We start from the raw sequence: 25,494 nt of genomic DNA on the forward strand, positions 1-25,494 counted from the left end.
CCTTTCAGTACCTTTTTAGAATTATAATTTATCAAATATCTCAGATAGACGGTTGGTAATGTCTTCAATAGACCCTACACCATCTACTCCAAAGTAATTACCTTGTTCTTGGTAAAAATCTTTTAATATCGCTGTTTTGGTATTGTACTCGTTAAATCTGTTTCTGATTTTTTCTTCATCAGTATCATCGGTACGACCACTGGTTTTACCACGTTCTAAAATACGCTCAACTAATAAATCTTCTGGAACTTCTAAGGCTACCATACCATTGATACGCTCTCCTTTTTCTGAAAGAAACTCGTCCAACGCTTTTGCTTGAGACTCTGTACGAGGAAAACCGTCAAAAATAAATCCGTTTACACCTGCGTTCTTTTCTACTTCTTGCTTGAGCATGCTGATGGTAACTTCATCCGGAACTAAATCACCTGCATCGATATACGTTTTAGCAAGTACTCCTAACTCCGTGTTGTTTTTCATATTGTAACGGAATACATCACCAGTTGAAATATGCACTAAGTTATACTTTTCCTTTAAGATTTCTGCTTGCGTTCCTTTACCGGCACCTGGAGGGCCGAATAATACGATATTTTTCATTTTAGGTTGTGTTGTTAACTGATAAATAGCAGGCAAATTTCTACCGTACCCATTGTAATCCAAGCCATACCCAACTATAAAACTATCCGGGATATTCATTCCGATATAATTAATAGGCAGTTCTTTTCTGTATACATCAGGCTTAAAGAAAAGCGTTGCTATCTTCAGCTCTTTTAAATTTTTGGTTTTAAATATTTCATAGATTTCTTGCAAGGTGGTTCCCGTATCGATAATATCTTCAAGTATTACCACGGTACGTCCTGTCAAGTCTTCATTCACACCAATTAATTTCTTTACAGTATCCGTTGAATTCGTTCCTTCGTACGAGGCTAATTTTACGAATGAGATTTCACAATCGCCGTTAAACTCGCGAACAAAATCGGCTGCAAAAACAAAACAACCGTTCAGGATTCCAATAAACAAAGGCACCTCTCCGGGTGCTAAATCTGTTTTTACTTGATTGGCTAAACGCTTTACCAACAAACCAAGCTCGTTTTCCGAAACAAGCTCTTTAAAATATAAATCGTGAAGTTTTGTAATTTTCATCAGACTGCAAAGATAGTTGCTTGATATTAAATGAAAAAACCGTTTTGAAGGATATTCAAAACGGTCCTTGAATTAGTCTATACTAATTTTATTTTTTCTCGTTCTTTTTAGCTACGTCAAACATGATTGGTGTTGCTACGAATAACGAAGAGTACGTACCTACTACTACCCCTACGATAAGCGCGAACATAAATCCTTTGATACTATCTCCTCCGAAGAAGAAAATAGCTAACATTACCAATAAGGTAGTTAACGAGGTATTGATTGTTCTTCCTAAAGTACTGCTCAATGCTCTATCAACAAGGTTTGCTGTTAAGCTATCACTCTTGTCAGCATACTCTCTAATACGGTCAAAGATTACTACGGTATCATTCAACGAGTATCCAACTACTGTTAAGATCGCTGCGATAAATGACTGTCCGATTTCCATATCGAAAGGCATAAATTTGTACAATAATGAGAATACTCCTAAAACGACTAATACATCGTGGAATACCGCTACTACTGCACCGATAGAGAAGGCAACTTTTCTAAATCGCAATAAGATATACAAGAATACTACGATTAACGATCCCAATACTGCCCAAAGAGCAGATCGCTTAATATCATCAGCAATGGTAGGATCTACCTTCATGTAACTCATGATACCACCTTGGTTTTCTAATCTCTCGAAACCTGGTTTAAAGCTCTCGTAATCTAAAGTACCTAAATAAGGCTTTAATCCTTTGTATAACGCTGCTTGTACTTCTTCGTCTACTTCTTTTGTTTTCTCTTCAATTTTGAAAACAGTGGTAATTTTCAACTGGTTTGCCGATCCGTAGGTTTTTACCTCAGGAGCTGAACCAAACACAGATTTTAATGCCTCACCAACTTCATTCGCCTTCATGTCTTGCTCAAAACGCACTAAATACGAACGTCCTCCTTTGAAGTCAACTCCCTGCTTTAATCCGATGGTCAACATCGATACTATTCCCGCAGCGATTAACGCTCCAGAAACTATATAAGCAACCTTGCGCTTGCTTAAGAAGTCCATGCTAATGTTGGTAAACCAATTTTTAGACACTCCTGTATTAAACGTTAAGCTTCCTCCTTTTTCAACAACACCGTCAATAAATAAACGCGTAATGAATACTGCTGTAAACAACGAGGTGAAGATACCGATGATTAAGGTTAACGCAAATCCTTGGATTGGTCCTGTACCGAATGCATATAAGATAAATCCAGTTAATAAGGTAGTAATATTCGCATCGATAATAGCTGATAATGCTCCTTTGATACTAAATCCTTCATTTACTGAAGTCATTAAATCGTTTCCTGAGTTTAATCCTTCCTTAATGCGTTCGAAGATAATCACGTTTGCATCCACCGACATACCGATGGTCAAGATGATCCCGGCAATACCAGGTAATGTCAATACTGCATTAAACGATGCTAGGGCACCAAATATTAACAAGATGTTTACTACTAACGCGATATTAGCAAAGGCTCCTGCCTTTCCGTAGTACAACATCATCCATAACAATACTAATACAATTGCCAAGGCAAACGACCACATACTCGCGTTGATTGCCTCTTGTCCTAAAGATGGCCCTACTACCTGTGCTTCGATGATACGAGCAGGTGCAGGTAATTTACCAGCCTTTAAAACTGTAGCGATATCCTTTGCTTCATTTACGGTCATGCTTCCTCCAGAAATCATCGTATTTCCTGAAAGAATTGGTTCGTCTACAGAAGGTGCAGTGTATACATAATCATCTAATACTACTGCTACGAACTTTCCTGAGTTCTCAGTAGTCATTTTTGCCCAAAGCTTCGTACCTGCACTATTCATTTGCATGTTTACTACAGGCTGATTTGCTTTTGTAGGGTGGAAATCTTGATTTGCATCTCCGATAACATCTCCTTCAATCTGAGCTGTTCCGGCTCTGTTTCCTTTCATTGCATACAAAGCAATAAAATCAGCGTCTTCCGTTTTCTCTTCTCCTGGTTTCTCCTTTGGAGTGATCGGTTTGTAATCCCACAAGAACTTTACATAACGTAAATTTCTCGGCAACAATGCTCTTAATTCTTTACTCTTGAGTAATTTATTTACTTGAGCAGTATCTAACACCTTAGCATATCCAATTTGTGGACTTACTGCAGAGCCATTAACGCTAAGGTAGCTGAACAAGCTTTTCTTTGCTTTTTCTTTTGCTTCCTCTTCTCCTAAAAGCTCGTTAATTTTGCTATCAGACTTGGTGCTATCTGCTGCGTTGGTAGTTTCTTTAGCTGCTTCTTCTTTTTTGTTTAACAACTCCAAAGATTTGACATTCGCTTGTGACAAGTACCCGATCACATCAGCATTGGTAAATACTTCCCAAAACTGTAATTCCGCAGTACTTTCTAATAATTTCTTAACACGGTCAATATCTTTCGCTCCTGGCAATTCTACTTGAATTCTTCCTGAAGTTCCGATACGCTGGATGTTTGGTTGTACCACTCCAAACTTATCAATACGACTACGTAAAACGTCAAAAGCCGTCGTTACCGAAGTATTGATTTCTTGTCTTAATACATCCTTTACCTCAGCATCCGTTTTGTTTAAGTCGATTTTTTCACGTAACGCTTTGGTTCCAAATATAGACGGATCACTTAATTTAACGTTTCCGTTACTCAAACTTTCAAACTGATTGAAGAATAAATCTAGGTAGTCATCTTGACTATCTTTTTGCGCCTCGTCGGCTTTTTTCAACGCCTCTACAAATACTTCGTTTTTAGAACCGTTTGACAACCCTAGTAAAATGTCTTTAACTGAGACTTGCAAAATTGCATTGATACCTCCTTTTAAATCGAGTCCAAGGTTCATTTCTTGGCTGCTGATTTGATTGTAAGTGAACTCAGTAAATCCTAAATTTACAACTTCTTTATTTGCTACACTATCTAAGTACTTTCTTTCTAGCTCTGCTAAAGCTCTACCACTGTTATCTTTAACGTTTGCTTTCGCATACTCTTTTGCTTTGGTTTCAACGCCATTAGCAAAAAAGGTAAATGATAATTGGTATAAACTTACTAGACCAAAAAGAATAGCAAATACCTTAATAAGACCTTTGTTTTGCATCTTTTATAATTTAAATCGACTTTTTTTAAAACGTGCAAATATAGTATTTCAAAAAAGATTTGCCAATTGTTTTGACATATTTATGTTTCTAGCAAGGATTTAGCAAATTCTTGCTAAAGAATTATAGATTCTGTAAAATGATTAATCCGTATATTTACCTACTTTTTTAAGTATGCAAACAACTTACTAATACAACAAAGAAAAATGGCAGATACATCAGCAACAGAAACCGTGCATTTGACTGACATCGAAATCGCACAAGCCAAAGATTTACAGCATATAAAACACATCGCTCAAAAATTATCAATCGACGAAGATCAGTTGGAAATGTACGGAAAGTACAAGGCCAAACTTCCACTAGATTTAATTGACGAGACCAAAGTAGCTCAAAACAACCTCGTTTTGGTTACCGCACTTACCCCAACACCCGCAGGTGAAGGAAAAACAACCGTTTCAATTGGACTTACCGAAGGTTTAAATGCCATTGGTAAGCAAGCCACTGTAGTGTTACGCGAGCCTTCACTCGGCCCTGTATTTGGGATCAAAGGAGGTGCCGCTGGTGGAGGACACTCTCAAGTAGTTCCTATGGAAGATATCAACCTCCACTTTACCGGCGACTTCAATGCCGTAGAGAAAGCCAACAACTTACTTTCAGCTCTTATTGACAACAATTTACAAAGCAAAACCGCTAACCTCAACATCGATCCTCGTACCATCCTTTGGAAACGCGTAATCGATATGAACGACCGTGCACTGCGTCAAATAACCATAGGTTTAGGGGGAACTGCCAACGGAATTCCAAGAGAAGACGGCTTTAATATTACTCCGGCTTCTGAGGTGATGGCAATACTTTGTATGGCCACAAGTTTTGACGATCTGAAAGAGCGTTTAGGGAATATCTTTATCGGGTTTACTTTTGATAAAAAACCCGTTTTCGCAAGAGACCTCAAGGCACAAGACGCCATGGCTATTTTACTAAAAGACGCCATCAAGCCAAACCTCGTTCAAACACTCGAAGAAAACCCTGCGATTATCCACGGAGGCCCTTTCGCAAACATCGCACAAGGAACCAATACTATCATCGCTACTAAAATGGGACTTTCTCTTTCAAATTACGTAGTTACCGAAGCTGGTTTCGGTGCCGATTTAGGTGCTGAAAAATTCTTGAACATCAAGTCGGCCTACGCAAAGTTAAATCCAAAATGCGTGGTGTTGGTGGCTACTATTCGAGCGCTTCGCCATCACGGTGGTGCTCCAAAAGAAGCCTATAATACTCCAGACTTAGACCGCGTGGCTACAGGATTTAAGAATCTTGAAAAACACATTGAAAACGTTCGAAAATTCAACATCGAACCCGTAGTTGCCATCAATTCATTTATTTCAGATTCACCAGAAGAAGTTCAGTATGTCATCGATACTTGTGCTGCACTAGGCGTGCAAGCAGTGGTATCAGAAGGATGGGCTAAAGGTGGTCAAGGAACCAAAAACTTAGCGGCGGCCGTTGTTGACATCGTTGAAAACAAGGCAACACAATACCGTCCTATTTATGACTGGAACAGTCCAGTAAAAGAAAAAATCGAAAAAATAGCCACCGAAATTTACGGTGCTACCAAGGTAGAATACAGTAAAAAAGCACAGCTTAACCTACGAAGAATTGACCGCTTAGGATTTAATGACTTCGCTATTTGTATGGCCAAAACACAAAAATCATTTTCTGACAACGACAGCCTTATTGGACGTCCTGAAAACTTTACAGTGACAGTTCGCGAAATTGAAATTGCTGCCGGAGCACAATTCATCATTCCCATACTCGGAAAAATGATGCGTATGCCTGGCTTGCCAGCAACACCTGCCTCTGAAGGTATGAGCATTGACAACCAAGGGATCATTTCTGGTTTGTCATAAAGAATTGCTCTTTATAACAATAAAAAAAACATCGCCGGTTGGCGATGTTTTTTTATTATACGCTAATTGCTACGACCAAGCCTTCATTAGACCTGACATTGAACACTGTTTGATCTTCAAAAATCCAGTATTGTCCTTTAACTCCAACGAGTTTCCCTCGATAACTTCCTTCTTTCACCAAATTCAAACTCTTTGGCTTTTCTGGGTATTGATGTACTGGAAAATTGATGTGCATTTCTTTGGCTTCCTCACGGTAATACTCTTGCGCTTCTTCAGGAATCAGGTGTTTCAATTTTTCTCTCCACTCTGTTAAATCCGCGTCTTCAATATCGTTTTTAAGCATTTTTCTCCAGTTCGTCTTATCGGCCACTTCTGCCTTTAAAGCGACTTCGGTAATTCCGGCTAGATATCTATTCGGTACTTCTACCAACTCAATAGCTTCATGGGCACCTTGGTCGATCCAACGTGTAGGCACCTGGCTTTTTCTGGTCACCCCTACTTTTACATTGCTAGAATTTGCCAGATACACGATATGAGGTTGTAATTGCGCTTGTTTTTCGTAGGCCAAATCTCTGTCTTCAATCCCCAAATGGGCTTTACTGAGTTCTGGTCTCATTATCCAGTCTCCTGCCTTTGCTGATTCAAAAAAACAGCTTTTACAAAACCCTTGTCTAAAAATTTCTTTCGGTTCTCCACAGCTCAAACACTCATACCCCACAAAACTCAAGCTCACAGTTTTGTTAAGCAACTGATTTACATTTAAAAAATCGGCTCCCATATCGAGATAATACTGCACAGACTCCAAATTTTCAGTCGCCATTTTTTTTAACACTCCTTGATATTGCATAACTTAAATTTTATTACTTTTAGCTGAAATTTCACACTAGAACTCGCTGTCTCTTGGAAGCCTAGTAGCTTTTTTTTCGACAGCCGTTCTGAATAGACTTTAAAGCACAAACTTAAAAAATATATGGCGTTTCCGTTTATAAATTCGATCATTTCTTGGTTTCTAAAGAAACGCAAACACCAAGTCGAACTGTTTTTAAAATACCCTATTGACGTTCAGAATGAACTGCTACTAAAACTAATTCAATCGGCAAAAAACACGGAACTTGGCAAGCAATATGGGTATTCCAAAATTAAAAGTTACGAAGAATTTGCTAAGCGGGTTCCCATTCAGAAATACGAAAGTATAGAACCGCTTATTGAACGTTGTAGAAAAGGAGAGCAAAATATATTTTGGCCCCATCCCATCCGATGGTTTGCTAAATCGAGTGGAACCACCAATGCAAAAAGCAAGTTTATTCCCGTTAGTGAAGCTGCGATAGAGAACTGCCATATGAAGGCAGGTAAAGACATGCTTTGCCTATACATCAATAACAATCCAAACGCACAGCTCTTTACAGGGAAAGGACTTCGACTTGGCGGTAGTTCTGCGGTATATGAGGACAACAATTCCTATTTTGGTGATTTGTCAGCGATCATTATCGAAAACATGCCCTTTTGGGCTGACTTTAGCTCAGCTCCCAAACAAGAAGTTGCTTTAATGAGCGAATGGGAAACCAAAATGGAGGCCATTATTGAAGAAACTATTCACGAAAACATCACGAGTTTGGTTGGCGTACCATCATGGATGCTCGTACTGCTAAACAGAGTACTAGAAAAAACTGGAAAAGACAATATTCTAGAAGTTTGGCCCAATTTAGAAGTATACTTTCACGGAGGTGTCAACTTCAATCCCTACAGAGAACAATACAAGAAGCTCATTCCTAAAGAAGATTTTCGCTATTACGAAACCTATAACGCTTCAGAAGGATTTTTTGCCATTCAAGACCGTAACGACAGTGACGAAATGTTACTAATGTTGGACTATGGTATCTTCTACGAGTTTATCCCAATGGCCAACTATCGCGGAGAACACTCGCAAGCCATTCCTTTGTCAGCAGTTGAAAAAGACGTAAACTACGCTGTAGTAATCACGACCAATGGTGGACTGTGGAGATATTTGATTGGAGATACGGTTAAATTTACCTCAACACGCCCCTACCGCATAAAAATCACTGGGCGCACCAAGCATCACATCAATGTTTTTGGAGAAGAACTCATTATCGAAAATGCCGAGATCAGCTTAAAAACGGCCTGTGAAAAAACCAATGCTTCTGTAAAAGAGTATACAGTGGCTCCTGTATTTATGAACAGTGACACTCAAGGAGCACATGAGTGGATTATCGAATTTGATAAAGCACCGGAAAATTTAGCATTCTTTACAGAGCTACTAGACAATACGCTTAAGAATTGTAATTCCGATTACGAGGCAAAACGCTATAACAACATGACCCTTGCCATGCCCAAAGTTCACGAAGCAAAAGAAGGACTATTTTACGAGTGGCTTAAGAGGAAAGGAAAACTTGGAGGACAGCACAAAGTCCCGAGACTTTCCAATACCAGAGAACATTTGGAAGAACTACTCAGTCTTCAAGAAGTATAATGACCAGCATCACAGCACTTCTCCTAGATAACCCTGATTTTAGTAGTGATCTATACGATATTGCTCAGGTACAGTCACATCCTAAAAACAGCACTATTCACGAAGCAGGGCATCGTTGCAATCACCTCTACTTGGTAAACACAGGGCTTATTCGTGTTTTTTACCTCAAAGAAGGCAAAGACATCACGGTTCATTTGGCAAAAGAACAAGAGAGCTTTACCGCTATTGACAGTTTATTTCAAAACAAAAAAAGCACCTACAGTATAGAAACCTTAGAGCCTAGTGAACTCATTCGAATATCTGCAGAAGCACTCGAACAATTGTTAAGCTCAAAGCCGCATTACGAGCGTATTGGACGCCTCTTTACCCAAAACATTTATATCGAACTGGCGACTCGACTACACCATTTACAATTGCACACCGCGCGTGAACGCTATCAAATTTTGACACAAAAACACCCCGACTTGCTTCGGCGAGTACCCGCAAAGCACCTCGCTTCGTATTTGGGTATGACAGCGGAAACTTTTAGTAGAATTCGGTATTAGCAAAGTCTTGACAAATGTCAAGAACTTCATCAATCCCCCTGAGTATCTTTGACTAAAGATATTTATTTATGAAAATCAAAGAACTACTTCAGGCTTTTTACAAAGGCAATAAACTCCCTGAAAATGGCGGTGTAAACGATACCCACTTCAATTTGTATATTGGAAATGTACCGCTGAAACTCCCGAACCCAACGTTTCGAAAACAACAGCTCATCTATCACGACTTAACGCACGTGCTATACCAACGAAACACCGATTGGAAGGGAGAAGCCTTTATAGCAGGATGGGAAATTGCTACTGGACTGTGGCAAAAGTTCCCTATCGGACTCCTGAGCTTGTGGGCATTTGGCGTGAGCATAGTGCTCTACCCGATCCAAACACTCCACGGCTATCGTGCGGGCATACACTCAAAAAATTTCTACGAACTTCCTTGGACTGTGGAAGACATCAAAGAACTCTCTCTTGACCAGCTAACTCGAAGTATGAAAAAAAGAGCATCCAATTCACGAAAAATCCGCCTATGGATACTCTTTTGTATGGCCATACCGACAAGTATCACACTCGTCAGCTTTCCTCTACTCTTGGTTATTTTATATTTCGTTTACTGATGTCCCAATATCCGACTCCAGCCGTTAGTATAAAACACGCACAACTGAAAACCGTAACTTTAGACAAGCCCAACAACAAAGGTTGCTGATCACCTAAAGAAAGTGATAACACATTGTATGCATATGGGAAATATATAGACTCAGGAGCTTGAGAAACAATCAACCCTGTAATCACCAAACACATTCCGACAGTTATGGGAATGATAAAATTTTTAAATCGAAAACTCATCCAGAACTGAATCCCTACGATTCCTAGAGATGCGACAAATGACAACGATAGCATTTTCACATATTTCAAGTAATGCGGTTGATAATTTACAAACTGCAGTTCTGAAAATAAGATTCCCAACAAGTACCCCAATCCGATAATCGCCGTTAAAAACACTACATAAGTAAACACTATGGTTACTAGCACCACAGAAAGTTTCCCGAAGTAGACACTCCATTTAGGAACGGGTTGTACAAACAACTGTTTTAACCCCGTAGCTTTGTGTTCTACTTGAATAATCAAACTCGTTATTAACACGATAAACATCGGCACGAAAAAAGGGATGGAATTCTCCACTTGGTTTGCCATAAATTTAGTCCAAGGATTTACTCCTTCCGCTGGGGCAAGTTCAGCGTGTTTTACTGCATACACAATAAAAAACAGCAGTGGAATCACCAGAGCACTGATTAAAGTTAACCAAAAGGCAAAGGTTCTTCTCAACTTTGCCATTTCATTTTGGGTATTTGCGAAGTAATACGTTATTGCTGTCATGGTTTTAATTTTCGGTTAGTGTTAAAAATAGGTCCTCCAAACTGTTCTTAATTACTACTTGATACACAGCTACGTCTTTTGTTCGCAAACCATCTATCAATGTGGCAATATCACTTTTACAACCGATTTCCACGAGCAACATTCCGTCTTCATTTTCTACTAATTTCACTCCTTGCGTTTCTAGCACAGCTAAGGCATCAATGAACTTATCGACCTCTAAGGCAACTTGGAGCTGATCTCCTTTTGCATTTTTTAGCGCTGTTACGGTATCTTGATATAGCATTTTCCCATCTCGAATAATCCCTACATGAGAGCAGGTCTTTTCTATTTCACTCAACAAATGACTCGACACAAAAACGGTAGTTCCGTATTTCGTATTGAGTTCTTTTATCAGCGTTCTCATTTCAATAATCCCTTTAGGATCTAGGCCGTTGGTTGGCTCATCTAAAATCAATAACTCTGGATTACTCAACAAGGCAATCGCCAATCCTAACCGTTGTTTCATTCCTAAAGAAAACGCTTTTACCTTTTTGGAACCGACGTGTGCTAACTTCACGATTTCCAATACCTCAAAAATGCGCTCTTCGGTGATTTTACCTCTGTATTTGGCAGCAATTCTCAGATTTTCTAACGCTGATAAATGACCGTACAAGGACGGGTTTTCAATAAGCGTCCCCACTTTTGACAAGTTCGTTAAGCGAGTTCTAGACTCCATAGGAGCTCCGAACATGGCTACCTCGCCTTCGTGTTTCTTCAACAGCCCTAAAATTAAGCGGATGGTTGTACTCTTCCCTGAACCGTTTGGCCCCAGGAAACCATAAATACTTCCTTGAGGCACCCGGAGATCCATTCCTTGGATATCCTTCCCTGATTTCCCATAAGAAAAGCCAAGGTTTTTAGTTTCTACAATTAAACTATTCATAATTTTGGTTTATTAGTTTATTACCTCTTAAACGAATAAGCTCAAAAAATGTAACGAAATAGTAGTAGTCGCCGCTGTAGAATCGATCTGTTTACAGCGGGTTACTCTTCAATTTTTGTAGATATAAAAATGGGTTGACGGTATTGAATTTTTACTGGAATTCCTCGTTTAGTTGCCGGAATTACTACGGGTAATTCCCGTATTGCCACTTCAATGATACTGTCGAGCTGCGGAAGACTGTCAGCTAAATCCATAGAAGCCTCCACCTTATCCAACTCAACGACTCCTGTTGCCTGAATTAACAGATAAATATCTAAAGCGGCATCAAGATCTTGTTTCACTGTAAAATCGACTCTTTTTATCACCGATTCCATGTGATTTTTTAGGGTTTCTCCAAAGCAACGGGCTCGCTTTGTTCCCAACAAATCCTTACACGATTCAAATGCTGGAGATTGATCCACCGTAAGTGTATCGATAACTACAGGCTCAATTTTAGCTGTAGTTTTCCTAGGAAACCCATCACAAGCTCCTAAGCTTAAAGCGATAACAACAAAGAAAACGACGGTTTGTGGCCACCTCATGACATTCTATTTGAGATGAAAGTACGAAATTTTATCCTATTCCAATATTTCTCCCTTTTGAAAGTAATGTTTTTTTATGACGAGTACTCGCTTTTTAGCGTGATCTGTTAACAGAGAATCGATACTTTCAAAACGATCGATATACATTTTGTAATACTCGTAAGCTATTTTTTTATCCTTGTAATACGACTCCGATTTTGTAGCCAGCTGGTACAAGGCTCTGTAGTTATCACGGTTCTCATCCATGGCTTTTTTATACATTTTTATAGCCATTAGGTCTTTTTTTTGCTCACTTAAGGTTCGTGCTAACCTGTAATATTCCGCATCTCTGCTATCTTTCCCTACCCATGTTGCCATTCGGTAATACAGTGCAGCTCGCTTGTAATTTTTAGTTTCAAATGCGATATCTCCTAAATAGGTATACACTTTATGATCACCTCTATCCAAATTACGCGCTACCATAAAATACTCCCTTGCTTCTGGATAGCGCTTTAGCTTAAACAGGCTTCTTCCCAACATTTTTTTAATGTAGTGTTCATTTGGCCGCACGCTGTCTAGACTTTTTAGCTGCCCCACAACCTTTTCAAATTCCCCAGAGCGATAACGGGCATTCGCTTGTAGCTTGTTTAACTCGAAATGATGGGGTGCTCGCCGTAGTCCCTTTTCCATAAACAACGCAGCAGAATCTCTATCGTTTAAAAGAGTGTAACTCACAGCTAATTTTTCCAATACCTTAACATGCGAACTGTCGCGCTGAAAAGCCTCCAAAAAACTATCAATACGCTTATTATTCTTCCCCAACAACCCAAATACGATCCCTTTGTAATACGGGTAATTGGCATTTGTAGGATCTCTTTTCTGAAGATTCTGAAACACCAAAAGCGCTTGCTTTGCCTTGCGCTTTAGCAGGTACAATTTTCCGAGTTCATAAGCGACTAACATATTCTCTACTTCTTTTTCATGCAGCGATTCATACAACCTCAGCGCGGCGTCGTACTGTTTCGTCTTTTTCAATAAGGCAGCCAGTTTCATCGTTGCCTTTGGTTCATACCTCAAGGCTAGCGCTTGCTGATATGCCTCAATGGCCAATCGATTTCTATCGAGTAAGGCATTCACCTTAGCCACGTAATTGTACTTCTCAAATGAATCAGGCATTTTATCGAGCTTCCCAAGCACCTCGATATAGTTTCCTTTTTCTAAGGTTTCTGCAATTTGCTTAAACTGCGATTCTTGGCTGGCTAATGGTAAGCCAACCAAGAATACGATAATCGTTAAAAATATTTTCTTCACCCTTCTTTTTTTAATAAATCGTAAACGTAATAGGCAAGGTATACTTTACAGATACCTCCTTACCGTCAACCTTACCTGGTTTTAGTTTCGGCAACTTTTTTAACACCTTTACTATATCTTTCTTAACTTTTTCATGGGGTGCTCGAACACCTATATGTTCGATGGTTCCCTTTTTGGTAATCCTAAAAATAGCATATGCGCGATGTCCCCCTTTTTTAAGCCCTAATTTTGTCCAAGATTTCATATCCAAATTCTCAACCACAAATTTGCTAATCGAAGTCGACAAACACTTTCTATTCCCTTCCTCACAACCAGGGAAAGTTGGTGAAAATTCTAAATTCCCAAAAGCGACACTATTATCATCCGATGCTTTTGCTTCCATATCTAAGTAGATAAACAAAATTTTTCGTCCACCTTTGTCTTCTAGTACTTTCAACGGCTTGTGTAAAAAGGTTCCGTCATCGTGCTTCACTCTCGCTTTTTCTAGCCTCTCGTACTCTGCTAACTCTTCTTTTGTCAACTCCGTAAGAGGCACCTCTCTTAAATCAGGGTGTTTCGTCCCCATCATAAGATTAAAATACCCCGTTCTTTTGGTGGTTATCCTCTTCGATTTATTTTTACTCGCCAAAATAATCTCGATCAAATCTTTTTGTACACCTGGTTGTGTATTTTGTGCGATTGCCTCCGAGCAGGAAGTGTACATAATTGCGAAAACCATAACAGGTACCAGCAATAAATACCTGAGTTGCTTTGTTCTTGCTGATTGTTTTTTTAAAATCATAACTATTCTCTTTTTTACTTGGGATTGTTTATAAAACTGGTTCACAAACGATATTCCTTCCACCTCAAATACTTCCGATAATAATTGATTGATATAACGATCGGGTGAAGACTCTTCTGCAATGACTGCGTCAGAAATATACTCGTGAACTAAAATGATTCTCTTTTGGTATACATACAGTAATGGATTAAACCACATCAATACTTTAAGCGTTTCAAAAACTAGCAAATCTAAACTGTGTTTTTGACGACTGTGGACCAGCTCGTGCTTTAGGATTTCTCTCCGCTTACTTTGGGGAACGGCACTACCGATAAATATCAGATTAAAGAAAGAAAAGGCTTTGGTACTATTGGCAAGCTCTACGATCCGATACTTCCCTCTTTTTTCCGATTTCTCAGCAAGAAAATAAAATCGAATAATTTTACTTAACTTGTATAGAAAAACCAGTAAAGACAGCCCTACCCCTACACTGTAAACAAGCCCAAAGTAATCGATAGACTGATACCACTTCGATTCTTCGATAACCGACTGAGGAGATAGCACTAACTCTGGTAAAACCACCATATACTCTACAGTAAACGCTTCTTGAACGCTCGACACCTTAAACAAGGGTAGCAGAAATGCCAGCACTGCCGTTATCAACAAATACCATCTGTTTTTTGTGAAAAACGTTTCTTTACTCAGAAAGAAATCGTACAACATTAAAAACAACAACTGCAGGGTTACCACCTGAATTATATAATTAATCATCTTTTATCTTTTTATTTCAATAGTTATTACAAACAGTATAGACGCTCCTTTCATTGCTACGGAGCACTGCGATTCACCTACTTGTGAAACACATAAACACCTCAATACACACTAAAAAAAGCCCTGTAGCAATTCTTTATGAGCTCTCACTCTAAAAAAGTCCCCTCTCTTTCACGGCAATTCCCCGCACAACTCCTCTTCAAATGAAATCTCGAGTATCAAAAACCCCGAAACTCCCTGTCACCGCAATCTTCCCTTTTTACTCGTTTCTTTTTCTCTTTTCAAGTTCTTCCATGATACTTTGAAGTTCTGCCGTATCCATTTTATTCTCCTTCATAAAAAAAGAAACCATCGACTTAAACGAACCTCCAAAATACCCATTGAGTAATTTGTGCAGACTTTGATTACTGTAATTTGATTTTTCAATTAATGGATAATACAGATAACCACGTCCTTTAGGCTTGTGCGCTACAAACTCTTTTACCTCCAAAATGCGAATAATCGTCGATACGGTATTGTAAGCAGGTTTAGGATCCTCCATTTCGGCTCTGACATCTTTAACCGAGGCTTCTCCTAACCTCCACAACACTTGCATCACCTGCTCTTCCGCTTTGGTTAATTGCTTGCTCATACTATGTAATTAAATTTAATTCCTCACAAATATAACTAATTATTTAGTTTAAACTAATTTTTTAGTTTTATTTTTTTGTAACAGTCCTCCTTTTCAATCGTCAAATAAGCATACAACCTTTAAAAACACTAATGCTATGGACACATTTCTAGTACTCATTGGCTTTCTTTTTGCCATTTTGGGATTGATAGGTTCTTTTTTACCGATATTACCAGGTCCCATTACAGGCTGGGTAGGCCTTCTACTACTTCATCTAACCAAAGCGGTTCCGAACAACAGTACCTTTCTCATTATTACATTTGTCATTGCTCTTTTTATATTTATCATTGACTATTTTATACCCGCCATGGGTACCAAACGGTTTGGCGGATCGAAGTACGGAGCTTATGGTACCACAATTGGACTCATTATAGGCTTATTATCTCCTATTCCTTTCGGAATACTCATCGGTGCTTTTCTCGGGGCTTTGGTAGGCGAACTGCTTTACGACAGTTCAGACGGAGGAAGAGCCATAAAGGCTTCGTTTGGAGCGTTCTTAGGATTTTTAGTATCCGTAGTACTTAAATTTACCGTATCGGCAACTTACTTCGTACTTTTTTTGACGACCTTTTGGGAATTCAAACACAATTTCTGGGGTTGATATAGGCACAAAAAAAAAGCAACCCATCTCAGGGAAGCTTTCCATTGGTAACAAAACCATGGTGCTTTTCAGCACCTTAACAACACAACTAAACGCTGCCTTTAAAAAAAGACAGCCTGCAAATATACAAAGTTTTTTATTACCACAAAATATTTTTCATTTTTTTTCAAAAAAAACAAATCTGTTCAAGACGTCGAATTATTGTATTATTTTCCAATAGATTGTATCTTTGCTCTTTTAATAGAAACAAGAAAATACAAAGTAATGCAATTATCAGAACAAGAAGTTGTACGTAGAGAAAAACTCGCAAAACTACGCGAGTTAGGCATCAATCCTTATCCAGCAAACCTATATCCTTTAGATACAAACTCCAAGGAAATTAAACAGGACTATAAGGAAGGGAAAAAGGTTACTATTGCAGGTAGATTAATGTCTCGACGTATCCAAGGTAAAGCTTCTTTTGCTGAATTGCAAGATAGCAACGGACGCGTACAGGTTTATTTCAATCGCGATGAAATTTGTACTGGTGAAGACCATACACTATACAATGACGTATACAAGAAACTTTTAGATATCGGAGATTTTATCGGTATTGAAGGAGAGTTGTTTAAAACTCAAGTAGGTGAAATTACCGTATTGGTTAAAAACTTCACCTTATTGAGCAAGTCATTAAAGCCACTTCCTTTACCAAAAGAAAAGGACGGAGTTGTTTACGATGAATTTAACGACCCAGAAATGCGCTACCGTCAGCGTTACGCCGACTTAGTAGTAAACCCACAAGTAAAAGAAGTATTTGTAAAGCGTACAAAACTATTTACGGCCATGCGTCAATTTTTTAACGATGCAGGTTATTTTGAAGTAGAAACACCTATTTTACAACCGATTCCTGGAGGAGCTGCTGCCCGTCCATTTATCACCCACCACAATGCTCTTGACATTCCATTATACATGCGAATTGCCAACGAATTGTATTTAAAGCGTTTGATCGTAGGTGGATTTGACGGTGTGTATGAATTTTCAAAAAACTTCCGTAACGAAGGTATGGACAGAACCCATAACCCAGAGTTCACCGCCATGGAAATTTACGTGGCTTACAAGGACTACAACTGGATGATGGACTTTACCGAAAAATTATTAGAGCACTGTGCTTTAGCAGTAAACGGTACTACCGAAGCGACTTTTGGAGAACACAAAGTTGACTTTAAAGCTCCGTATGCTCGTGTTACGATGGCTGACTCTATCAAGCACTTTACCGGATTTGATATCAACGGAAAAACCGAAGACGAAATTCGCAGTGCAGCCAAAGAAATGGGTATTGAAGTAGACGATACTATGGGGAAAGGTAAATTAATCGATGAGATTTTCGGAGAGAAATGTGAAGGAAACTACATCCAACCTACATTTATTACCGACTATCCAAAAGAAATGTCTCCGTTGTGTAAAGAACACAGAGAAAACCCTGAATTGACAGAGCGATTTGAATTGATGGTTTGTGGAAAGGAAATCGCCAATGCTTATTCAGAATTAAACGACCCTATAGATCAACGCGAGCGATTTGAAGCTCAGTTAAAACTTGCAGAACGCGGTGATGACGAGGCAGGAGAATTTATTGACCACGATTTCTTACGTGCGTTAGAGTACGGAATGCCTCCTACTTCGGGATTAGGAATTGGTATGGACCGTTTAATCATGTTCTTAACCAACAACCAATCAATTCAGGAAGTATTGTTCTTCCCACAAATGAAGCCTGAGAAAAAAACTCCAACTGTAGCTTTAAACGATGAGGAAAAAGCTGTTTTAGCCCTCTTAGAAAAAGCTGAAAAAATTGGTTTAAACGATCTAAAAGCAGCAAGTGGATTATCGAATAAAAAATGGGATAAAACCATCAAAGGATTGACCAAAAACAAATTGGCTAAAGTTGAAAAGACTGAAGAAGGACTTTTTGTTGAAGTGGTTTAAGATTCTATACAGAAAAATATCAAACAAATTGAGAAAGAGAATTGCTTAAGGTGATTCTCTTTTTCGTTTTCATTTGCTAGCCAACAGTACCCAAAAAGATTGAAAAATTCATAGCCTATTTAGAAGAAGAAGTTTCAAATAACTAGGCACTTGCACGTTTCAACAAGATTAATACTATTTTAAATCGAGCAGCAAAAGAGAAAATCACTGTTGAAAATCCTGCAAAATTTGTTACTCTTAAATCTAATCTCTAGTTTTGAGCAATGATGCAACAAAATTCACTCTGGCAACTTGCCCTTCGCAAGTTTAGAACAAAAACTACCGGGCTTATCAGTTTGGCATACATCTGCCTCTGTGGATTCTTCTCTGTTTTTTGCTACCTATTTGCCCCTGACAGCTCAAACAGCGCCAATCAAATGCATCTAGAGATTCATTCGAAACCTCCGGGTTTTGAAGCGACGATACTTTCAATTCCAGGAACGACAGCACAATCACAGTCCTCCCTGTCAAAAATCTTGTTCGGAACACGTGCGCTGCACACTGAAATCGCCATTGACAGTTATCGCATAAGCACTACCCACCTAATTACCTCAGCAATCGACAGCAAGCTCGAAAAAAAATATCCTCTTAGCCTGTTTCAGCAGCAACCGAAAAACTACCTGCAACAGCGCACCTTTTGGTTTGGAACAGACAAATACGGTCGTGACCTATTAAGCAGAATCTTGGTAGGTGCTCGAATCTCATTCTTTATCGGTTTTATCGCTGTTTTTATTTCCCTTTTGGTGGGGATCCCGTTGGGAGCCTTAGCGGGCTACTACGGAGGAAAAGTAGACGCTTTCATTATGTGGATTATCAATATTACTTGGTCTATCCCCACGCTATTACTAGTTATCGCCATCACTTTAGCGCTGGGCAAAGGTTATTGGCAAGTCTTTATCGCCGTTGGCCTCACCATGTGGGTAGAAGTAGCTCGTGTAGTGCGAGGACAGGTCATGACCACGAAACAACAGCAGTACGTAGAAGCGGCCAGAGCCTTAGGCTATTCAGATGTTCGCATCATCTTTAAACATATACTCCCCAATATACTCGCTCCTATTATCGTTATTTCTGCAGCCAATTTTGCTGCCGCCATACTCATTGAAAGCGGTTTGAGTTTTTTAGGTATCGGAGCACAACCTCCAACACCTTCATGGGGGGCAATTATAAAAAACCACTACAACTACATCATCGTTGGAAAACCTTATTTAGCGCTGATACCGGGCATGGCAATTATGATGCTCGTCATGGCTTTTATGCTGTTAGGAAACACCTTACGAGACACCCTTGACGTCAAAGGCTAATCTTAACAAGGATTCCTTAAAAAACTCGTAAGAAATTGACTAATTTCGTTTTTTCACAAAAAAAATAACTACATGAGTTTTTCTGTAAAATTTACAACTCGTTGGGCAGATTTCGACGCCAATATACACATGCGTCACACGGCCTATAACGACTATGCAGCGGAGTCTCGCTTGCGCTTTTTTAAAAAACACAACATTACCATTCGCGATTTTTCAATGGAAAAAATAGGGCCAATTCTCTTTGAAGAGAACACCAAATTTCTCCGTGAAATCCACCTAGGCGAAGACATTACTGTCAATCTAAAAGTAAACGGCCTTTCTAGCAAAGGAGAACGCTGGAAAATCCAACACGAAGTTTTTAATCAGGCAGGACAACTCTCAGCGGTAATTACTGTATACGGAGCTTGGCTCGACTTGGTAAAACGAAAGTTAACAACACCCCCTGAAAAATTCCAAGCTATTTTTAGCGATGTTGAACGAACAGAAGATTTTCAAGAAATCCCAATGAAAAACGCATGACCCTATCCCGAAGTATTAAACTAGGCCTTACGCTGGTTGGCGTTGGCTACTTTGCCTGGAAGCGCTACGGAAAACACTTTGTTGCTACCAATACAGAAACTGCAGAAGTTACAGTACAACAACACGATGAGCACGGCGCATTGTTTACCCCCAATTCAACCACAGGAGTCCACATCAAACACCAAGGCTACCAACTGTCGTACAACGAACAGCACGAACAAGCAGAATGGGTAGCCTACACCTTAAACAAAAACGACTTTAACAGAAATAAATTCAAACGTCCTTACTTTACGAACGACCCTAAAGTTCGCACAAAATCGGCCGATTGGAAAAGCTATAAAAAATCGGGATACGACAAAGGCCACTTGTGCCCAGCAGGTGATCGCAAATCATCTAAAGCAGCGTATAACGAAACGTTTTACACCTCAAACGTGAGTCCACAAACCCACGAATTCAATGCGGGTATTTGGCACAGTTTAGAAAATAAAATTCGTCATTGGGCCGCGAAAAACAAACAGTTATACATCGTAACTGGAGGCGTATTGACCGGTGAATTAAAAACGATAGGAAAGAGAAACAAAGTCAGCGTTCCAAACTACTTTTATAAAATAGTATTGGACTACAGTAGCAAACCGTATAAAACTATTGCATTTTTAATGCCTCACAAGGCTTCTAAGCGAAGTATTTACAACTACGTTGTATCGATAGATGAAATTGAAAAAGTCACTGGAATCGACTTCTTTTCAAAACTAGATGACTCTTTAGAAAATAAATTAGAAGCGCAGCGAAATTACCAACCATGGCTTTTATAAGCACAAAAAAACCGAGCTAAGCTCGGTTTTTTTTATGTACTATGTAAGTACTTATTTCTTTAAAGCGTATCCAGTCCAAGCGAACTTAGTAAAATCTGCTCCTCTTCCTGCTTTCATTGACAAGTTGTTTCCACTTGCAGTGATAGCGGCAGTATCTTCAGTTACAGTTCCTGTAATAGTACCTCCAACTTTATTAGATCCTACAGTTCCCATTTTGTATGAGTTTGTAATGGTTAAAGTACCGTTACCTTTGCTATCATCCGTATCGATTAAGTTTCCGAAAGATGCTCCGTTATAGGCAGCGAACAATGCGTTATCGATAGTAGCTACAGTACCTCTTCTGATCTCAGCTCCTGCTTTTAATGCAGTGATTGGAGATAAGTTTAAGATAGTAACATTCTTCATTGTCGGTTTAGAAACTGGTGCTGCAGTAGGATCAGATCCGTTGCTATCTCCTTCGATTCCTCTTGGATCTTCAGTAGCATCGTTAAATCCATTTTCTCTAACTCCAAACATATTGTTCATAGTTCCTGTGTATCCACCAGTAAAGTCGAACATATCATCCTTGATGTTTACACACATTATGTTTTCAACGTTTACAGTACCACCGAAGAACTCGATACCATCATCAGCTCCGTTAGCAATGTACAAGTTGTTAATTACAGTTTTAGACCCTACAGAATATAAAGATACTCCATTAAATTCTTGATCACCGTTAATTTTAGCTCCTGTATACTGAGTTTTTACATAAGTTAAAACTCCTGAATTATCATCGTCTTGAGTACCACCGTACTTTAAACCAGCAACTTCAGTTTCAGCTTCAGCTCCTTTGTTAGTTCTCGCTTTACCAGCAATTACGATACCTCCCCAGTCACCTGGTCTTCCGTTAGTTGCATCTGAAGTAAATACGATAGGCTTTGCAGCAGTTCCGGCAGCCATTAACTTAGCTCCTCTTTCAACTGCAACGAATACATCAGTACCACCAGCTTTACACTTGATTGTAGTTCCCGCTTCAATTGTTAAGGTCTTTCCTTCTTTAACACGTAAAGAACTCGTTAACAAATACTCAGTACCCGCCTTTAACGTGATATCAGCATTTACATTTCCTTTTAAATCTTTTGGGTCAAAATCATTTTGACTATTGATTTCTAAATCGAATCCAGTATTCGGTTGTGGAGCTGGATCGTCATTAGAACATCCTACCATTAAAGAAGCAGAAACTGCTAAAGCTGATAATAATTTAATTGTCTTCATTTTCGTTTTAAGTTTATCTAAATTGTGTTGCAAATGTGGGGCTAATGCTTAAAATAAGGTTTACCTAAAGTTTAAGTAATCATTAATAAAAACGCCTATAAACTATACGATAATCCCAATGATAAATCGATTCCTCTTTTGAAAGATCTCGTCACCAATTTTCTAGGTACATTTCTGTACATTTCAATCTTCGGATTCAACAAGTTCTTCGCGCTAAACTTCAATCCCAAACGCTTGTTAAACTGTCTTTTAAACACGAAGTCTAATCTCGGAATTGAACGTTGGTAAATACTCTGTAAACCATTCACCGACCCGATACTAAACAACTTGTCATCTTGGTAGTTAAACACAAGTGCAGCCAAGGTTTCTTTATTGTCTTTTTTATAGTTGTAGGTAATGTCAGTATTCACTAAAAATGGCGCTGCTCCTTCAGTAGGTTCGTCGTCATTAGTCGGATTAAACTGTGCCGTTCTGTTAAATGATTGTTTCGTATGCATATAGGTCGCATTGAACCCTAATTTTAAATCTTCTTCGTAGTCTGCATCTTCTCCTGCAAACGAATACAACTTCTTACGCACTTCAGTTTCTACACCAAAAATCTTGGTGTCTCCAGTATTGTAAAAAGAGAAGAAGTTATCAGAAGCTGCAGGTAATTCTACGCGGTTGATTCCATCTTGAATCATCTTTCCAAATACCGTTGCAGAAATCAATTCTCCTTTACTCGGATACATTTCGTACTTGATATCTACGTTATAATTCGTAGACGGCATTAAGTTTGCGTTTCCTACTTCTTGGAAATCGATTCCTTCGTATACAAACGGCGCCACCTCCTTAAACTGTGGATAGGTATAGGTTTTACTCGCTGCTAAACGCAACAAATTGTCGTCATTAATCGTATATTTAAGGTTTAACGATGGTAAAAAATAACTATCTTTCATCTTTTTTGGCCCACCGTAATCACGGAAAGAACTCGATAAGTTAGTTCTCCAAGACACATCCATTTGTACATTTTCAAAACGAGCTCCCACATTAACGAACAATTTATCTGTCAATTGGTAATCCAAGCTCGCATATCCAGCACCGATCATTCGTTCAGCATCATAGGTAAATGGATCTAACGCTCCTGAACCAAATCCGAATCCAGTTTTCAATCTGAACACTCCGTTATCCATGTTTTGCTGATTCAATACTGCATCTACATTGTTAGGATCAACAATCGTTGGAGCCGCTAAATCGTAGTCAAAGTAAATAGCTCTAAAGTCTCTCACTGTTTTTCTGAAATCGAAACCAAGACTTAACTTCGCCTTGTGCTCACCGCGAATACGAGTTCCGAAGTACTTTACGAAATTCAATTTAGCAGCAAAATCATCTTCTGATAAGTTGTGGTAATACCTACTGTTATTTCTGGCAGCACCTGACGCAAACTTGATGGTATTATCATTGTTATTTACAACAAACATGTTTTTCTTACGATTCGGTTCATCGTTTGCTACGATATTGTAAGCCAATCCTAAACTTACGTCAATTGACTCTCCTAATTTGTGCTCAGACAACAACTGATTTACAAATAAATTATTTTGATTCTCCGTCTGTAAAATAATACTCGCAAATACCCCATCTGAATCCGCAACGTCTGGCTTTTTACCGTAGTAGTCTTGAATGTTTTGAGTATTCGAGTGGATAAATAATGAATTCCACGAAACTTTGTGATTCTCATTAATCTTATACGCAAAACTCCCCATCATTAATTTCGAAGTCTCGTAAGCGTATTGTTTTGCCGATGTAAAGTTGTTTCCGGTAGATCCATCGTTTCTCAAGAAGTTGATCGAAACACCATCTCTAAAACTGTACTTATTTCCGAAAGATCCTACTAAAAACACAGACAATGAAGATTCCTCTCCAATAGTATAACGCTTACCTCCCGATACTGATAAGCTGGTTGTAGGAGCTGCATGTCCGTTTTCAGGCGTAAAGCTATCTGTAAACGGTAAGTTATCTAAACGCGTCACAGGGTGTTGTGTGCTTTTTGCTACACCAATCCAATTCGCTCCGTCGATAGTTTTAAAACTCCTACCCGTAGTTTGTGTATTTACACTAGACGAAAACCCAACGTTTACGGCTGGCTTTCCCGAGTGTTCTTTTGATACTATATCGATGTTTGCTCCTGCAACATCACCGCTCAAACTCGAAGAAAAAGTTTTTGAAACTCCGATATTTTGAATCATCCCTGTACTGAACAATTCCAATGCGATGTTTTTAAAACGAGGATCATTAGATGGCAATGGCAACCCGTTTAAGGTAGTTGAATTGTAACGATCACCCAAACCGCGAACGTATACTTTATTCGAACCTTCTTGCTTGGTAACCCCAGCAACTTTAGTAGCAGCAGTGGCAGCGTCAGAAACCGCTTTCTTAGCCAATTCCTGTGCTCCGATACTCTCTTTAATTACCGTTGCTTTCTTTTGCTCTAAAAGCAATGCGCTTTCCTTTTCTTTACTCACTGTAGCGTTGATCTTAACCTCATCAAGAGAAACCCCTTCACTGGCTCCAATTTCTTGATTTACCACTACTGTTTCTCCAGCCTTAACAAGTACGGCTTTTTCAACAGATTGATATCCAACAAAACTAAAAACAATGGTTTGGTTTCCTGCTGGCACAGCAAATGAGTACTTCCCATCAATATCTGTAGTTCCTCCTATCGAAGTACCTTTTACAAAGACATTTGCAAAGGGTAAGGGCTCCCCGTTCATATCTTTATCGGTAACTACCCCCGATACAGTACCTTTACTCTGAGAAAAGGCAAGGTTACATAAGCTTAAAAAAGCTATGAATAATAATTTTTTCATTCCGACTTTGAATTCTGTTTATTTATCCCGCAAAATTGAAGCTAAGTTGTAAAGCTAATGTTAGCTAGAAATTATTGTTGCTTTATCAGAATGTTTCGGAAATGTTAACGAGATACAGCTATGTTACCCCTGTGTTAATTCGAAGATTTTTCTAAGTATTTTTGAAGTAGGCTGACTAGCTGATTCGCAGTCATAAAGGAAGAAATTTGCTCGTCTATCTGGTAATCTTTGCCCAAAAGAACTGTGCTAGGATAGCTTAACACACCGTCTTTGGTAGCCAGCAAACGCAATAAGTCGTGTACCCCTGCGTGCTTACCTTGGGTAGGCAAACGAAACACCTGACCCTTGATACGAACCTCCTCGGCATAGGTGTCTTTCATCATCACAAAATAGTAGTGTGCATCAAGCAACCTTACCACTTCTTTATTTTGCAATGTCTTTATTTCCATAGCCTTACAGTACTTACACCAATCTGCGTGAAAGAAAAAAACGATAGGTCTGTACTGTGTTTCTTGTTGATCAAAAGCCTCCTGAGGTGAGTACACTTTAGGAAACACCGCCTTTGATTGAGCAATCAAAGGCAGTGATACAAAAAATAACCATAAGAATACTGGGACTCTCATTGT

21 protein-coding genes are annotated in these 25,494 nt (G+C 39.0%); 9 read left to right on the forward strand and 12 right to left on the reverse strand.

Features of this window, described 5'->3' with window-relative positions:
• Positions 1-21: 21 nt before the first annotated feature.
• Complete coding sequence (locus ACKTS5_RS18285; protein WP_408045333.1) at positions 22-1,140, reverse strand: adenylate kinase; 1,119 nt, start codon at positions 1,138-1,140, stop codon at positions 22-24.
• 88 nt (positions 1,141-1,228) lie between these two features.
• Positions 1,229-4,237, reverse strand: a complete 3,009-nt coding sequence (secDF, locus tag ACKTS5_RS18290; protein ID WP_408045334.1) for a protein translocase subunit SecDF — start codon at positions 4,235-4,237, stop codon at positions 1,229-1,231.
• Between the two features lie 204 nt (positions 4,238-4,441).
• On the opposite strand from secDF, the gene ACKTS5_RS18295 reads away from it, so the two are divergent.
• The gene (locus tag ACKTS5_RS18295; protein WP_408045335.1) at positions 4,442-6,142 is read left to right on the forward strand and encodes a formate--tetrahydrofolate ligase; all 1,701 of its coding nucleotides are present in this window, start codon (positions 4,442-4,444) and stop codon (positions 6,140-6,142) included.
• Between the two features lie 55 nt (positions 6,143-6,197).
• Here the strand turns inward: ACKTS5_RS18295 and ACKTS5_RS18300 are convergent, their stop codons facing one another.
• Positions 6,198-6,989 carry a DUF2797 domain-containing protein gene (locus tag ACKTS5_RS18300; protein ID WP_408045336.1) on the reverse strand — a complete coding sequence of 264 codons (792 nt, stop codon included), beginning with the start codon at positions 6,987-6,989 and terminating at the stop codon, positions 6,198-6,200.
• 123 nt (positions 6,990-7,112) lie between these two features.
• On the opposite strand from ACKTS5_RS18300, the gene ACKTS5_RS18305 reads away from it, so the two are divergent.
• The 3 genes from ACKTS5_RS18305 to ACKTS5_RS18315 all read left to right on the forward strand — a co-directional run bounded on the left by ACKTS5_RS18305 (position 7,113) and on the right by ACKTS5_RS18315 (position 9,783).
• Complete coding sequence (locus tag ACKTS5_RS18305) at positions 7,113-8,630, forward strand: GH3 auxin-responsive promoter family protein (protein WP_408045337.1); 1,518 nt, start codon at positions 7,113-7,115, stop codon at positions 8,628-8,630.
• A complete protein-coding gene (locus tag ACKTS5_RS18310) occupies positions 8,630-9,175 on the forward strand; it encodes a Crp/Fnr family transcriptional regulator (RefSeq protein ID WP_408045338.1) in 546 nt (181 codons plus the stop codon). Before ACKTS5_RS18305 ends, ACKTS5_RS18310 begins: the two co-directional genes overlap by 1 nt.
• A 68-nt stretch (positions 9,176-9,243) precedes the next feature.
• On the forward strand, positions 9,244-9,783 hold the full coding sequence (locus ACKTS5_RS18315; protein ID WP_408045339.1) for a hypothetical protein: 540 nt from the start codon (positions 9,244-9,246) through the stop codon (positions 9,781-9,783).
• Here the strand turns inward: ACKTS5_RS18315 and ACKTS5_RS18320 are convergent.
• From ACKTS5_RS18320 to ACKTS5_RS18345, 6 genes are all read right to left on the reverse strand, one after another.
• Positions 9,761-10,543: an ABC transporter permease gene (locus ACKTS5_RS18320; protein ID WP_408045340.1), complete on the reverse strand. Its 783-nt coding sequence runs from the start codon at positions 10,541-10,543 to the stop codon at positions 9,761-9,763. The genes ACKTS5_RS18315 and ACKTS5_RS18320 overlap by 23 nt on opposite strands.
• Positions 10,544-10,547: 4 nt before the next feature.
• Positions 10,548-11,465, reverse strand: a complete 918-nt coding sequence (locus tag ACKTS5_RS18325; RefSeq protein WP_408045341.1) for an ABC transporter ATP-binding protein — start codon at positions 11,463-11,465, stop codon at positions 10,548-10,550.
• 101 nt (positions 11,466-11,566) lie between these two features.
• On the reverse strand, positions 11,567-12,046 hold the full coding sequence (locus ACKTS5_RS18330) for a hypothetical protein (RefSeq protein WP_408045342.1): 480 nt from the start codon (positions 12,044-12,046) through the stop codon (positions 11,567-11,569).
• Between the two features lie 36 nt (positions 12,047-12,082).
• A complete protein-coding gene (locus ACKTS5_RS18335) occupies positions 12,083-13,336 on the reverse strand; it encodes a tetratricopeptide repeat protein (protein WP_408045343.1) in 1,254 nt (417 codons plus the stop codon).
• A 10-nt stretch (positions 13,337-13,346) separates the two neighbouring features.
• Positions 13,347-14,867, reverse strand: coding sequence for a M56 family metallopeptidase (locus tag ACKTS5_RS18340; protein WP_408045344.1), 1,521 nt, complete (start codon positions 14,865-14,867; stop codon positions 13,347-13,349).
• A gap of 259 nt (positions 14,868-15,126) precedes the next feature.
• Positions 15,127-15,498 (reverse strand): BlaI/MecI/CopY family transcriptional regulator, encoded by a 372-nt coding sequence (locus tag ACKTS5_RS18345; RefSeq protein WP_408045345.1) that lies wholly within the window; start codon positions 15,496-15,498, stop codon positions 15,127-15,129.
• A gap of 136 nt (positions 15,499-15,634) precedes the next feature.
• On the opposite strand from ACKTS5_RS18345, the gene ACKTS5_RS18350 reads away from it, so the two are divergent.
• The 5 genes from ACKTS5_RS18350 (at position 15,635) to ACKTS5_RS18370 (ending at position 20,768) form a co-directional block, all read left to right on the forward strand.
• Complete coding sequence (locus ACKTS5_RS18350; RefSeq protein WP_408045346.1) at positions 15,635-16,138, forward strand: DUF456 domain-containing protein; 504 nt, start codon at positions 15,635-15,637, stop codon at positions 16,136-16,138.
• Positions 16,139-16,402: 264 nt separating this feature from the next.
• Positions 16,403-18,097, forward strand: coding sequence for a lysine--tRNA ligase (gene lysS, locus ACKTS5_RS18355; RefSeq protein WP_408045347.1), 1,695 nt, complete (start codon positions 16,403-16,405; stop codon positions 18,095-18,097).
• A 263-nt stretch (positions 18,098-18,360) separates the two neighbouring features.
• Positions 18,361-19,437 carry an ABC transporter permease gene (locus tag ACKTS5_RS18360; RefSeq protein WP_408045348.1) on the forward strand — a complete coding sequence of 359 codons (1,077 nt, stop codon included), beginning with the start codon at positions 18,361-18,363 and terminating at the stop codon, positions 19,435-19,437.
• Positions 19,438-19,509: 72 nt separating this feature from the next.
• Positions 19,510-19,956, forward strand: a complete 447-nt coding sequence (locus tag ACKTS5_RS18365; protein WP_408045349.1) for an acyl-CoA thioesterase — start codon at positions 19,510-19,512, stop codon at positions 19,954-19,956.
• Complete coding sequence (locus tag ACKTS5_RS18370; RefSeq protein ID WP_408045350.1) at positions 19,953-20,768, forward strand: DNA/RNA non-specific endonuclease; 816 nt, start codon at positions 19,953-19,955, stop codon at positions 20,766-20,768. The genes ACKTS5_RS18365 and ACKTS5_RS18370 overlap by 4 nt, the downstream gene beginning before the upstream one ends.
• Before the next feature lie 51 nt (positions 20,769-20,819).
• Here ACKTS5_RS18370 and ACKTS5_RS18375 read toward each other — a convergent pair whose 3' ends face one another.
• The 3 genes from ACKTS5_RS18375 to ACKTS5_RS18385 all read right to left on the reverse strand — a co-directional run bounded on the left by ACKTS5_RS18375 (position 20,820) and on the right by ACKTS5_RS18385 (position 25,491).
• On the reverse strand, positions 20,820-22,022 hold the full coding sequence (locus tag ACKTS5_RS18375) for a hypothetical protein (RefSeq protein WP_408045351.1): 1,203 nt from the start codon (positions 22,020-22,022) through the stop codon (positions 20,820-20,822).
• A gap of 95 nt (positions 22,023-22,117) precedes the next feature.
• A complete protein-coding gene (locus ACKTS5_RS18380) occupies positions 22,118-24,868 on the reverse strand; it encodes a TonB-dependent receptor (RefSeq protein WP_408045352.1) in 2,751 nt (916 codons plus the stop codon).
• A gap of 134 nt (positions 24,869-25,002) precedes the next feature.
• Complete coding sequence (locus ACKTS5_RS18385; protein WP_408045353.1) at positions 25,003-25,491, reverse strand: thioredoxin family protein; 489 nt, start codon at positions 25,489-25,491, stop codon at positions 25,003-25,005.
• Positions 25,492-25,494: the final 3 nt, after the last annotated feature.

This window comes from Tenacibaculum litopenaei, assembly GCF_964514025.1.
Lineage (GTDB): Bacteria > Bacteroidota > Bacteroidia > Flavobacteriales > Flavobacteriaceae > Polaribacter > Polaribacter litopenaei.